The 13174-nt window shown below is 59.8% G+C and carries 12 protein-coding genes; 11 read left to right on the plus strand and 1 reads right to left on the minus strand.

The features are described from left to right. Positions 1-324: 324 nt before the first annotated feature. Positions 325-1251 carry a serine O-acetyltransferase EpsC gene (epsC, locus tag D8U70_RS13630; protein ID WP_073471516.1) on the minus strand — a complete coding sequence of 309 codons (927 nt, stop codon included), beginning with the start codon at positions 1249-1251 and terminating at the stop codon, positions 325-327. 190 nt (positions 1252-1441) lie between these two features. Here epsC and D8U70_RS13635 point away from each other — a divergent pair, with 190 nt between their 5' ends. From D8U70_RS13635 to D8U70_RS13685, 11 genes are all read left to right on the plus strand, one after another. After that, positions 1442-2440 carry a D-cysteine desulfhydrase gene (locus D8U70_RS13635; protein WP_110644778.1) on the plus strand — a complete coding sequence of 333 codons (999 nt, stop codon included), beginning with the start codon at positions 1442-1444 and terminating at the stop codon, positions 2438-2440. A gap of 347 nt (positions 2441-2787) precedes the next feature. Then, positions 2788-3588, plus strand: coding sequence for a cystine ABC transporter substrate-binding protein (gene tcyJ, locus D8U70_RS13640; RefSeq protein WP_016772199.1), 801 nt, complete (start codon positions 2788-2790; stop codon positions 3586-3588). After that, positions 3588-4253 (plus strand): cystine ABC transporter permease, encoded by a 666-nt coding sequence (gene tcyL, locus D8U70_RS13645; RefSeq protein ID WP_016772200.1) that lies wholly within the window; start codon positions 3588-3590, stop codon positions 4251-4253. Before tcyJ ends, tcyL begins: the two co-directional genes overlap by 1 nt. Before the next feature lie 4 nt (positions 4254-4257). Then, positions 4258-5007: an L-cystine ABC transporter ATP-binding protein TcyN gene (gene tcyN, locus D8U70_RS13650; RefSeq protein ID WP_130929084.1), complete on the plus strand. Its 750-nt coding sequence runs from the start codon at positions 4258-4260 to the stop codon at positions 5005-5007. Positions 5008-5469: 462 nt separating this feature from the next. Next, positions 5470-6234, plus strand: a complete 765-nt coding sequence (locus tag D8U70_RS13655; protein WP_122747915.1) for a hypothetical protein — start codon at positions 5470-5472, stop codon at positions 6232-6234. Between the two features lie 262 nt (positions 6235-6496). Further along, entirely contained in the window at positions 6497-7726 is a 1230-nt protein-coding gene (locus tag D8U70_RS13660) for an SfnB family sulfur acquisition oxidoreductase (RefSeq protein ID WP_130929085.1), read from the plus strand. Positions 7727-7753: 27 nt separating this feature from the next. Further along, entirely contained in the window at positions 7754-8947 is a 1194-nt protein-coding gene (locus tag D8U70_RS13665) for an SfnB family sulfur acquisition oxidoreductase (protein WP_130929086.1), read from the plus strand. Continuing rightward, positions 8947-10305 (plus strand): LLM class flavin-dependent oxidoreductase, encoded by a 1359-nt coding sequence (locus D8U70_RS13670; protein WP_130929087.1) that lies wholly within the window; start codon positions 8947-8949, stop codon positions 10303-10305. Before D8U70_RS13665 ends, D8U70_RS13670 begins: the two co-directional genes overlap by 1 nt. 126 nt (positions 10306-10431) lie before the next feature. Then, positions 10432-11241, plus strand: a complete 810-nt coding sequence (locus D8U70_RS13675; protein ID WP_071174052.1) for a MetQ/NlpA family ABC transporter substrate-binding protein — start codon at positions 10432-10434, stop codon at positions 11239-11241. Between the two features lie 2 nt (positions 11242-11243). Continuing rightward, a complete protein-coding gene (locus D8U70_RS13680; RefSeq protein ID WP_130929088.1) occupies positions 11244-12365 on the plus strand; it encodes an ATP-binding cassette domain-containing protein in 1122 nt (373 codons plus the stop codon). Further along, positions 12355-12999, plus strand: a complete 645-nt coding sequence (locus D8U70_RS13685; protein WP_130929089.1) for a methionine ABC transporter permease — start codon at positions 12355-12357, stop codon at positions 12997-12999. Before D8U70_RS13680 ends, D8U70_RS13685 begins: the two co-directional genes overlap by 11 nt. Positions 13000-13174 lie beyond the last annotated feature (175 nt).

Consider the following 13174-nt stretch of genomic DNA (forward strand, 5'->3'; position numbering starts at 1 on the left):
TCAAGTTAAACATGAATGGGGTGGTAAGGACTAATCGCAGGGCTGGGCGGTAGGTTTCCTACAGCGCCCGAGGAGGTTTATGACGCGGGTTTTGTGAGATTCGTTCACTGCGCCAAGCAAGAATCAAAAGCCCCTCACCCTAACCCTCTCCCAGAGGGAGAGGGGACTGATTGGGGGATGTTCAGAATGTGCGCCAACCTGAGGAAACCGTGCCGAATCCATAATCGACCCGGTATTTCAGGTCGATGTATGACGCAAAACACCTCGGTCGGCCCCCTCTCCCTCCGGGAGAGGGCTGGGGTGAGGGGAAAAGGATTCCACGGCCTACTTCTGCGTCCCGTCATCATGCTGCAGATTTGCCTGCGTCAGATTCGCCCCCGCCGGCACACTGCGCGTCAGCCAGACGTTGCCGCCAATGGTCGAGCCCTTGCCGATGGTGATCCGTCCGAGAATCGTCGCCCCGGCATAGATCACTACGTCATCCTCAACGATCGGATGACGCGGATGGCCCTTCTGCAACTGGCCGTCCTCATCCGCCGGGAAGCGCTTGGCCCCCAGGGTCACCGCCTGATAAATCCGCACTCGCTCACCAATGATCGCGGTTTCGCCAATCACTACACCGGTGCCGTGATCGATAAAGAAACTGCGGCCGATCTGCGCGCCCGGGTGGATATCGATGCCCGTCGCCGAGTGCGCGATTTCCGCGCTGATCCGCGCCAGCAGCGGCAGCCCGGCACGGTATAAATGGTGCGCGAGGCGATGGTGAATCACCGCAAGAATGCCCGGATAGCACAGCAGCACTTCATCAACGCTGCGTGCCGCCGGGTCGCCGTGATAGGCCGCCAGCACATCGGTGTCGAGCAGCGTGCGCAGCCCCGGCAAGGCCAAAGCGAAATCCTGCACGATCTGGATGGCGCGGGTTTCGACTTCACTGTCGTCCTGCGCGCTGTGGCGGGCAACGTAACGCAGCTCCAGGCGCGTCTGCGCCAGCAAGGCATTCAGCGCTACATCAAGCGTGTGGCCGACGTAGAAATCTTCACTTTCTTCACGCAGATCGACCGGCCCCAGACGCATCGGGAACAGCGCGCCACACAGCGCCTCAAGAATTTCCGCCATCGCCGCTCGCGATGGCAATTCGCGGCCGCCCTGCTCCCCTGAAGCGCGACCATTCTGTGCGCGCCACTGATCCCGCGCGCTGCGCAGCTGGCTGACGATGGTGTGCAATTGCCAATGGCTGGAACGCTCGCTCACGGTAAAGACTCCTCACGGGCGGCCGGACTGTCTGGCCGCGTCATCGGCGCCTACTTTACGGCATGCTTTCGCCGACGAATTAAGAACCGATAGTGCTGGCCTCAGTCCATTTGGCTATAAGCGATTGGCGGTTGCCCGGGCAAAAACGCGTGCCTATAGTCCTTTCATTCTTCTGCGCCAGTACGGACCCATGATCAAACAACAGCTGCAACGCTTCCCCCGTCTCGAACTGCTGAGCCATCCCACGCCGCTGGAAAAACTCGAACGCCTGTCCACCTGGCTCGGCCGCGAGGTGTACGTCAAGCGCGATGACCTGACGCCGCTGGCGATGGGCGGCAACAAGCTGCGCAAACTCGAATACCTCGCCGCCGACGCGCTCGCACAAGGTGCTGACACGCTGATCACGGCCGGTGCGCTGCAATCGAACCACGTGCGCCAGACCGCCGCACTGGCGGCGAAACTCGGCCTGGGCTGTGTGGCACTGCTGGAAAACCCGCTGGGAACTGACGACAGCAATTACACCGGCAACGGCAACCGCTTGCTGCTCGATCTGTTCGACACCAAGGTCGAACTGGTCGACAACCTCGATAATGCTGACGAACAACTGGCCGCCCTCGCCGTGCGCCTGCGCAGCAACGGCAAGAAGCCGTATCTGGTGCCGATTGGCGGCTCCAACGCACTCGGTGCTCTGGGTTATGTGCGCGCCGGGCTGGAGCTGGCTGAGCAGATCAAGGACAGCGGCCTCGATTTCGCCGCTGTGGTGCTGGCTTCAGGCAGTGCCGGTACTCACAGTGGTCTCGGACTGGCGCTGAGTGAGGCGCTGCCGCAACTGCCGGTGATCGGCGTGACCGTTTCGCGCAGTGAAGAAGATCAGCGGCCGAAGGTTCAGGGTTTGGCCGAACGCACCGCTGAGCTGCTGGGCGTCAAGTTGCCGGCCAGCTTCAAGGTCGAGCTGTGGGACGAATATTTCGCCCCGCGTTATGGCGAGCCGAATGCCGGAACGCTGGCGGCGGTGAAACTGTTGGCCGCACAGGAAGGTCTGTTGCTTGACCCGGTCTACACCGGCAAGGCCATGGCCGGCCTGTTAGACGGGATTGGCCGGCAGCGCTTCGATGACGGCCCGATTATCTTCCTGCACACCGGTGGCGCGCCGGCGTTGTTTGCCTACAAGGATTTTCTGACAAGATGATCACTGCAGATTGCAGATACCTGTGGCGAGGGGATTTATCCCCGTTGGGTCGCGGAGCGGCCCTTGCTTTCGCAGGAGATTACAACGCCGCAGAACTTTGCAACTTTGGTGCAGCCGAACGGGGATAAATCCCCTCGCCACAACTGAATGGACGCATATTCCAAAAAACCCTAAAAGAAACACAATCTAGTATTTTCAAGTCTAAAACAGACATCTTATAGTCTCGCCGCAGGCGAATTTCGGGCGAGACGCTTAAGCTGCTTTAAGGCAGGATAGCGCTGTCGTTCAAATCACCAATTTGCCTACATTCCTTAAGCGTCTTCCATAAGAAAACACAGGGGCTTGTCATGAATTTTTCCGCACTACGTCGCACTCTGCTGGTCGGTTCGCTGGGTCTTGCGCTCAGCGCTGGCCTGATCGGTCAGGCAGTGGCCGGTGAGCAGTTGCAACAGATCAAGGACAAAGGCGTGCTCAACGTCGGCCTGGAAGGCACTTACCCACCGTTCAGCTACGTCGACGAGAACGGCAAGCTGTCCGGTTTCGAAGTCGAACTGTCCGAAGCGCTGGCGCAAAAGCTCGGCGTCAAAGCCAAGATCCAGCCGACCAAATGGGACGGCATCCTCGCCGCACTTGAATCCAAACGTCTGGATCTGGTGGTCAACCAAGTGACCATCTCCGACGAGCGCAAGAAGAAGTACGACTTCTCCGAACCGTATACCGTCTCTGGCATCCAGGCCCTCGTGCTGAAAAGCAAAGAGTCGGCGCTGAACATCAAGACCGCCGCTGACCTGTCCGGCAAGAAAGTCGGTGTCGGCCTGGGTACCAACTACGAGCAGTGGGTTCGCGCCAACGTGCCGGGTGCTGACGTGCGCACCTACGATGATGATCCGACCAAGTTCGCCGACCTCAACAACGGTCGTACCGATGCCATCCTGATCGACCGTCTGGCTGCCCTCGAATACGCCAAGAAAGCCCCGAAAACCGTGGCTGCCGGCGAGGCCTTCTCGCGTCAGGAATCCGGTATCGCCCTGCGCAAAGGCGAGCCTGAACTGCTGGCTGCGGTGAACAAGGCGCTCGACGAACTGCGTGCTGACGGCACTCTCGAGAAACTGTCGAAGAAATACTTCAACGCAGACGTCACTAAATAATGGAAGAGGCTTTCCAACTCGCGCTGGATTCCGCGCCCTTTTTGTTGAAGGGCGCGTACTACACGGTAGTCCTCAGCCTCGGCGGGATGTTCTTCGGTCTGCTGCTGGGCTTCGGCCTCGCGCTGATGCGCCTGTCGCGCTTCAAATCGGTCAGTTGGCTGGCCCGCATCTACGTGTCGTTCTTTCGCGGCACGCCGTTGCTGGTGCAGCTGTTCGTGATCTATTACGGCTTGCCGCAACTGGGCATGGAGCTTGATCCGCTGCCGGCAGCACTGATCGGTTTCTCGCTGAACATGGCCGCCTACGCCTGTGAAATCCTCCGTGCCGCGATCGGTTCGATCGAACGCGGTCAGTGGGAAGCCGCTGCGAGTATCGGCATGACCCGCGCGCAGACCCTGCGCCGGGCCATCCTGCCGCAAGCGATGCGCACGGCATTGCCGCCGCTGGGCAACAGCTTCATTTCGCTGGTCAAGGACACGGCGCTGGCCGCGACCATTCAGGTGCCGGAGCTGTTCCGTCAGGCGCAGCTGATTACCGCCCGGACTTTCGAAGTCTTCACCATGTATCTTGCCGCCGCGCTGATCTACTGGATTCTGGCCACGGTGCTTTCGCACTTGCAGAACAAGTTGGAAGAGCGGGTCAATCGGCACGACCAGGAGTCCTGACGCGATGATTGTCGTGGAAAAACTGACCAAGCAATTCAAGGGTCAGGTCGTGCTCAACGGCATCGACCTTGAGGTAAAGGAAGGCGAAGTCGTCGCGATCATCGGCCCCAGTGGCTCGGGGAAAACGACGTTCCTGCGCTGCCTGAATTTCCTCGAAGAACCCACCAGCGGCCGGATCAAGGTCGGCGATATCGAAATAGATACCAGCCGTCCGCTGAACCAGCAGCAAAGTCTGGTGCGCAACCTGCGCCAGCACGTCGGCTTCGTGTTCCAGAACTTCAACCTGTTCCCCCATCGCACCGCTTTGGAAAACGTCATCGAAGGCCCGATCGTGGTCAAGAAGATGCCGCGCGACGAGGCAGTTGCCCTGGGTAAAAAGCTGCTGACCAAAGTGGGGCTTGCCGGCAAGGAGGACGCCTATCCGCGCCGGCTTTCCGGTGGCCAGCAACAGCGCGTGGCAATTGCCCGGGCGCTGGCGATGGAGCCGGAAGTGATTCTGTTCGACGAACCGACTTCAGCGCTCGACCCGGAACTGGTCGGTGAAGTGCTGGCAACCATTCGCGGTCTTGCCGAAGAAAATCGCACCATGGTGATTGTCACCCACGAAATGGGTTTTGCCCGTGACGTGGCCAATCGCGTGGTGTTTTTCGACAAGGGCGTAATTGTTGAACAGGGTGAAGCCAAGGCACTGTTTGCCAACCCGAAAGAAGAACGCACCAAACAGTTTCTCAGCAAGTTTCTGAATCACGCCTGAGAACTTTCTCTGCCACAGCCCTCAACTTCCACGGACGGAAGTTATCCCTGCCCCGGTATTTCATTCTTCTAAACATTTATTACTTGTGCGCGCAAATATACATTGCGCAACGATGACGCACATTCTCGATTCGTCATATTTCCATACGTTTGCCGGTGAACGAACCCGCACAAAACGTCGCGAAACCGCTGTTTATCTGTAGCTGATTTCGCGCTTACACCTAGGCTTAGTGCCTCGATGACGTAGGAGCTTTCTGATTAACTTGTAATTTACGCATTAACTAACCCCCTCTATTGACACCCCTCTCCGCAGACTTTTATCTAGTCGGCAACCGGCGCCCCTTAGTTCAAATAACCCGCACTAATACCGAGCAGATACTTGTCGCTTTTATTGCCAGTTGATTCGCGTCTTTTTTGTTTTCCAGAAACGGATTTCGCTGCAAGACTTCAAGGAGAGAAACCGATGACCCGCACTTCGCACACCCCCGAACTTGCAGCGCCAACGCTGGCATGCGCACAAAAAACCGGCATCAACCAGGCGACAGCGGCCCATCTGCTGATCGATGTACCGCCCTACCGCGACATGGACGTTGGCGATCTGATCGAACTGTTCTGGAACAAATGCTATGTCGCGTCAAAAGTCCTCAGCGCGGCCGATGTGGGCGAGTCAGTGAGCCTGCGGGTGCCGGAGAGTTTCATCACCAATGGCACCGCGCGCATTCACTACCGCGTGATGCAGGTCGGCCAGGGTCCGGCACTGTCGGCGGCGACCCGGGTGCAGGTCAAACTCGATTGCCCCGGTGGTCAGCCCACTGGGCAGTGCGAAGACGAAAACCAGCAACTGGCACCAGTGATCATCCCCGAAGCGATTCGCCGTCAGGGCGTGAACCCCAGCCAGATCAAACGCGGCGTGCCGCTGACCATCGAGCCTTATCTGAACATGGCAGAAGACGACGCCATCACATTGCGCTGGGGCGATGTGCGCATGGATCTGGCGCCAGTCACTGCGGCCGATGTCGGGCTGCCGATTCAGGTCTGGGTGCCACCGGCGGTCATTGTCGAAGCGGGCGAAGACCTGCGGCTGGACGTGACCTACTGCATCCTCGACCGGGTCGGTAACAACTCGCGCTGGGCACCGCCGCGCACGTTGAAAATCGGTTGCGTGAATCCGTACGTAAAAGTCCCGTTGAAACCCGAATTAAAGGCCGCCGAATCACGTACCAAGTGAGACCTGCCCAAGGTGGGAGGTCAGTGACCTCTCACCTGAAAGTCGTTAACCAAGCCGAACATCCCCCTTCTATGCATATTCCTAAAAGTTAGTTTATTTAAATTTTATACACGCTTAGGGTATATGAACCGGACCACCGGACATTCTTTCAATCGTCGCACTTCGCGGCGTTTTTCATGAGATGTGAGGTAGGTATGGTCCGGAACACAATCACCCCAGTGCAGATCGCCAGGGCATTGCGTGCAGCCAGGGAGCGGCACTGATGTCCAGTCTTGCAGATGCCAACGTGCAGTCCGATCTGGACATCGCCCCGCTGATGTTGCCCGCGCAAGTACTGCGCAACGACGCTCAAGCGATCAAGGCCGCCCACGAGCTGGCGCAAGCCGCCCGTGTGCAAGCGGCCAAACGTGACCGTCAGCGCAAGCTGCCATGGTCGGAAATCGAACAGTTCACCCGCAGCGGTCTGGGCAGCATTGCCATCCCGCGCGAATACGGTGGCCCGCAGGTTTCTTTCGTCACATTGGCCGAAGTATTCGCGATCATTTCTGCCGCCGACCCGGCGCTCGGACAGATCCCGCAGAACCAGTTCGGCATCATCCATCTGCTGCTCGGCACCGCCACCCAAGCGCAGAAAAAGCAGCTGTTCCAGAGTGTTCTGGAAGGCTGGCGCATCGGCAATGCCGGCCCGGAACGCGGCACGAAAAACACCCTGGAACTGAAGGCGCGGATCACCGCTGACGGCGACGATTACGTAATCAACGGCCAGAAGTTCTACTCCACCGGCGCGCTGTTTGCGCATTGGGTCGCGGTGAAAGCGCTCAACGATGACGGTAAACAGGTGCTGGCCTTCGTCCGTCGCGGCACGCCGGGTCTGCGCATCGTCGATGACTGGTCGGGCTTCGGCCAGCGCACCACGGCGAGCGGCACGATTCTGCTGAACAACGTGCGCGTCGAGTCGAGCCTGGTCATCGACAACTGGAAGATCAACGACAAGCCGAACACCCAGGGCGCAGTGTCGCAGCTGATTCAAGCAGCCATTGACGCCGGCATCGCCCGTGGCGCCATCGACTTCGTCAAAACCCGCGCACGGCCATGGATCGACGCCAAGGTCGAGCGCGCCAGCGATGACCTCTACGTGATCGCCGATATCGGCAAACTGAAAATCGAACTGCACGCCGCCGAAGCGCTGCTGCGCAAGGCCGGCAAAGTGCTCGATGAAGTCCACGCCGCGCCGCTGACTGCCGAATCCGCCGCACGCGCTTCGATCGCCGTGGCCGAAGCAAAAGTGCTGACCACCGAGATTTCGCTGCTGGCCAGCGAAAAGCTCTTCGAACTGGCCGGCAGCCGCGCGACCCTTGCCGAATTCAATCTCGACCGCCACTGGCGCAACGCCCGCGTGCACACCCTGCACGACCCGGTGCGCTGGAAATATCACGCGGTCGGCGCCTATCGCCTGAACGGCACTTTGCCGGCTCGCCATTCCTGGATCTGAGACGACCAGTCATCTGGAGAACCCCCTATGACGCTTTCCCATCACGTCGCGCTCATCACCAGCGATGAGCAAGCCCTGATCGTCGCCAGCGACCTGGCCGAAGATTTCCAACGCGACAGCGCCCTGCGCGACCGCGAACGCCGCCTGCCATTGGCCGAGCTGGAAGTGTTTTCCCGCTCCGGCCTGTGGGGCATCAGCGTGCCGAAAGAATATGGCGGCGCGGGCGTATCTAACGTCACCCTGGCCAAGGTCATCGCACTCATCGCTCAGGCCGACGGTTCGCTCGGGCAGATTCCGCAGAACCATTTCTACGCACTGGAAGTGCTGCGCGTGAATGGCAGCGATGAACAGAAACAGCGTCTGTACGCCGAGGTGCTCGCCGGCCAACGCTTCGGCAATGCTCTGGCAGAACTCGGCACCAGAACCGCTCACGACCGCGTCACCCGTCTCATCCGCGATGGTGATGGTTATCGCATCAACGGTCGCAAGTTCTACTCGACCGGGGCGATTTACGCGCAGCGCATCCCGACCTCCGTGGTCGATGAAAATGGCATGCAGCAATTGGCCTTCGTACCGCGCGAAAGCAAGGGCCTGACGGTAATCGACGACTGGAGCGGCTTCGGCCAGCGCACCACCGGCAGCGGCTCGGTAGTGTTCGAAGATGTGTATATAGCGGCGGAAGAGGTGCTGCCGTTCCAGAGCGCTTTCGAACGCCCGACCACGGTCGGCCCGCTGGCGCAGATTCTCCACGCCGCCATCGACACCGGCATTGCCCGCGCCGCTTACGAAGATGCCTTGCATTTCGTGCGCAGCAAAACCCGTCCGTGGATCGATTCCGGCAACGACAAGGCCACCGAAGATCCGCTGACATTGAAGAGCTTTGGCCACTTGAGCATCCGCCTGCACGCCACTGAAGCATTGCTTGAGCGTGCCGGTGAATTCCTCGACGCCGCGCAAGCCGAAACCAACGCGGAAACCGTCGCCGCCGCCTCGATCGCAGTCGCCGAAGCGCGGGCGATCAGCACGGAAATTTCCCTCGCCGCCGGCAGCACGCTGTTCGAACTGGCCGGCAGCCAGGCGACGCTGAGCGAACACGGCCTCGACCGGCACTGGCGCAACGCGCGCGTGCACACCCTGCACGACCCGGTGCGCTGGAAATATCACGCCGTGGGCAATTACTACCTCAACGATGAAAACCCTCCGCTGCGAGGGACGATCTGATGACTGCTGCGAAAAAGAAGATTCTGCTCAACGCGTTCAACATGAACTGCATCGGCCACATCAATCACGGCCTGTGGACGCATCCGCGCGACACTTCGACCCGCTACAACACGATCGAGTACTGGACCGAACTGGCGCAGTTGCTTGAGCGTGGATTGTTCGATGGCTTGTTCATCGCTGACATAGTCGGCGTCTACGATGTCTACCAGAACTCGGTGGACGTCACGCTGAAAGAGTCGATCCAGTTGCCGGTCAACGATCCGCTGCTGCTGGTTTCGGCCATGGCCGCTGTTACCAGAAACCTCGGTTTCGGCCTGACCGCCAATCTAACTTACGAGCCGCCGTATCTGTTCGCCCGACGCATGTCGACGCTCGATCATTTGAGTCGCGGCCGGGTCGGCTGGAACATCGTCACCGGTTACCTGGACAGCGCCGCCAAAGCCATGGGTCTGCGCGAACAGGTCGAACATGACCGCCGCTACGACCAGGCCGAAGAATATCTGCAAGTCTTGTACAAGCTCTGGGAAGGCAGCTGGGAGAACGGCGCGGTGCGCAACGATCGCGAGCAGCGCATCTACGCCGACCCGGACAAAGTGCACAAGGTCGTGCACCAGGGCGAGTTCTATGAGGTCGAGGGTTATCACCTATGCGAGCCGTCGCCGCAGCGCACGCCGGTGCTGTTTCAGGCCGGTAGCTCCGACCGCGGCTTGCTGTTTGCCGGGCGTCATGCCGAGTGCGTGTTCATCAGCGGCCAGAACAAACCATCGACCAAAGTGCAGGTCGACAAGGTCCGCGCCAGCGCCGTCGAAGCCGGGCGCAATCCTCAAGACATCAAGGTGTTCATGGGCCTCAATGTGATCGTTGGCGCCACCGAAGAAGCGGCGTGGGCCAAGCATGCCGAATACCTGAGCTATGCCAGCGCCGAGGCCGGCGTGGCGCACTTTTCCGCGTCCACCGGTATCGACTTTGCCCAGTACGAAATCGACGAACCGATCCAGTACGTGAAGAGCAATGCGATTCAGTCGGCGACGAAAAACCTGCAGAACAACGACTGGACCCGGCGCAAATTGCTCGACCAGCACGCCCTTGGTGGTCGTTACATCACCGTGGTCGGCTCGCCCGAGCAAGTGGCGGATGAACTCGAATCGTGGATCGCCGAAACCGGTCTGGACGGCTTCAACCTGACCCGCATCGTCACCCCGGAAAGCTATGTCGATTTCATCGAACTGGTGATTCCCGAGTTGCAGCGGCGCGGCTCGTACAAGACTGCGTATGACAGCGGGACCTTGCGCGAGAAATTGTTTCACGGTGAGGCGCAGTTGCCTGAGCAACATACCGGCTCTTCGTACCGACGCTAAAAGCATCGCTGGCAAGCCAGCTCCCACAAGGGTCTGCGGCGCACACAAAACCTGTGGGAGCTGGCTTGCCAGCGATGAGGCCACAACAGACACCACAAATCTTATGCACTGACTGGAAAAACCATCATGACCAAGAAAACCCTGTCCCAACCAGTCAAAGCACTGGCCTTGGCCTTCGGCCTGTTCAGCTCGGCTGTCTTCGCCGCCGACGCCCCGTTGAAAATCGGCACCACCGCCGCTTTCGCCATTCCGCTGGAAGCCGCCGTCGAGGAAGCTTCCAAACAAGGCCTGAAAGTCGAGCTGGTGGAATTCACCGACTGGATCGCGCCCAACGTCAGCCTCGCCGCTGGCGACATTGATGTGAATTACTTCCAGCACATCCCGTTCCTGGAAAACGCCAAAGCCGCGTCCGGTTTCGATCTGGTGCCATTCGCTCCTGGGATCATCAACAACGTGGGCCTGTATTCGAAGAAATACAAAAGCTTCGATGAACTGCCCGAAGGCGCCAGCGTCGCCATCGCCAATGACCCGATCAACAGCGGTCGCGGTCTGCAATTGCTCGCCAAGGCCGGGTTGATCACCCTGAAACCGGGCGTCGGCTACAAAGCCACCGAGGACGACATCGTCGCCAATCCGAAGAACATCAGGATCCTGCAGGTCGAAGCCGTGCAACTGGTGCGCGCCTATGACGACGCCGACCTGGTCCAGGGTTATCCAGCCTACATCCGTCTGGCGAAGACCTTCGATGCCGGCTCGGCGCTGCTGTTCGACGGTCTCGATCACAAGGAATACGTGATCCAGTTCGTCATCCAGCCCAAGAGCAAAACCGACCCGCGCCTGATCAAGTTCGTCGACATCTATCAGCATTCACCGGCCGTTCGCGCGGCGCTGGACAAGGCCCACGGCAAGCTCTATCAGGCCGGTTGGGAAAGCTGAACATGACTGCGGCGACCCAACGGCGACTGGAGCTTCCAGAGCCACACAATGCTGAAAAAACCGAGCTGCATCCCGAGTTGAATCGCGCCCACGTACGCTTTATTGGCGTGGGCAAAACCTACAACGGTCGGCAAGGTCCGGTCGCGGCTTTGCAGGGCGTCGACCTGGCGATTCAACGCGGCGAAGTGTTCGGCATCATCGGCCGCAGCGGCGCCGGCAAGTCGTCGCTGATCCGCACGATCAATCGCCTGGAGCAGCCAACGTCGGGGCGGGTGTTGATCGATCAGGTGGATATCGGCGAGTTCGATGAAGACCGCCTCGTCGCCCTGCGCCGGCGCATCGGCATGATCTTCCAGCACTTCAATCTGATGTCGGCCAAGACCGTCTGGCAGAACGTCGAGTTGCCGCTGAAAGTCGCCGGCGTGCCGAAGGAGCAGCGCGACAACAAGGTTCGCGAACTGCTCGAACTGGTCGGCCTGCAAGGCAAGCACAAGGCGTACCCGGCGCAACTCTCCGGTGGGCAGAAACAGCGTGTCGGCATCGCCCGCGCGCTGGTGCATGACCCGGACATTCTGCTCTGCGATGAAGCGACATCGGCGCTCGACCCGGAAACCACGCAGTCGATCCTCGGCCTGTTGCGCGAGATCAACAAACGCCTGGGCCTGACCATTGTGCTGATCACTCACGAAATGGCAGTGATCCGCGAGATCTGCGATCGCGTCGTCGTGCTTGAGCATGGTCATGTGGTCGAGCAAGGGCCGGTGTGGCAAGTGTTCGGCAATCCGCAACACGCAGTCAGCCAGACTTTGCTCGCGCCGCTGCAACACGCCTTGCCGGAAGAACTGCAAAGCCGATTGCAGGCGCAATCCACGGCTTCAAATGCAGCGGTGGTGTTGCGTTTGCAGTTCACCGGCAGTGCCGCTGATGAGCCGGATCTGGCCGCGTTGTTTGCGGCGTTGGGTGGGCGAGTGAAGCTGCTTCAGGGCGGCGTCGAACGAATTCAGGGACACGCGCTGGGGCAGCTTTTACTCGCCGTCAGCGGTTCGGCGTCCAACGCCGAGCAATTGCGCGAGCGCGCCGGGCAGTGGGCGCAACGAGTGGAGGTATTGGGCTATGTGGTTTGATCGCTTGCTGCAGGGTTTTATCGACACCTTTTTGATGGTCGGCGTGTCGTCGCTGATCGCGCTGCTGCTGGGGATTCCCATCGCGGTGATTCTGGTCACCAGTGACAAGGGCGGGATCTATGAGGCGCCGCTGTTGAACCGTGCGCTGGGTGCATTCGTCAATCTGTTCCGCTCGATCCCGTTCCTGATTCTGATGGTCGCGCTGATTCCATTCACCCGTCTGATCGTCGGCACTACCTATGGTGTGTGGGCCGCTGTGGTGCCGCTGACAATCGCCGCAACGCCGTTCTTCGCGCGGATCGCCGAAGTGAGTCTGCGCGAGGTCGATCATGGTCTGATCGAAGCCGCACAGGCCATGGGTTGCCGGCGCTGGCATATCGTCTGGCATGTGCTGCTGCCCGAGGCGCTGCCGGGGATTGTCGGCGGTTTCACCATCACCCTGGTGACGATGATCAATTCGTCGGCCATGGCTGGGGCAATTGGTGCTGGTGGGCTGGGGGATATCGCTTACCGCTACGGCTATCAGCGCTTCGATAGCCAGATCATGTTGACGGTGATCGTCTTGCTGGTGGCGCTGGTGGCGGTGATTCAGTTGGGTGGCGACAGGCTGGCGCGGGGGCTGAATAAGCGCTAAGGTCGATAGCGGCAGGTGGCCATCAACCACGCCCATCTGATCGCGTTATTTTGGGCGATGCCCTTCGTTAAAATCGGATGCTTCCTACACCACTTTTGTCGTTTCGCCAGCCCGAAGCACGCGGGTTTGCAGGACGATTCCTAGAATAATTTGCCCGCTTGTACCCGAAATATCC

This window comes from Pseudomonas sp. Sample_20 (genome assembly GCF_004307585.1).
Classification (GTDB): Bacteria; Pseudomonadota; Gammaproteobacteria; order Pseudomonadales; family Pseudomonadaceae; genus Aquipseudomonas; species Aquipseudomonas atacamensis.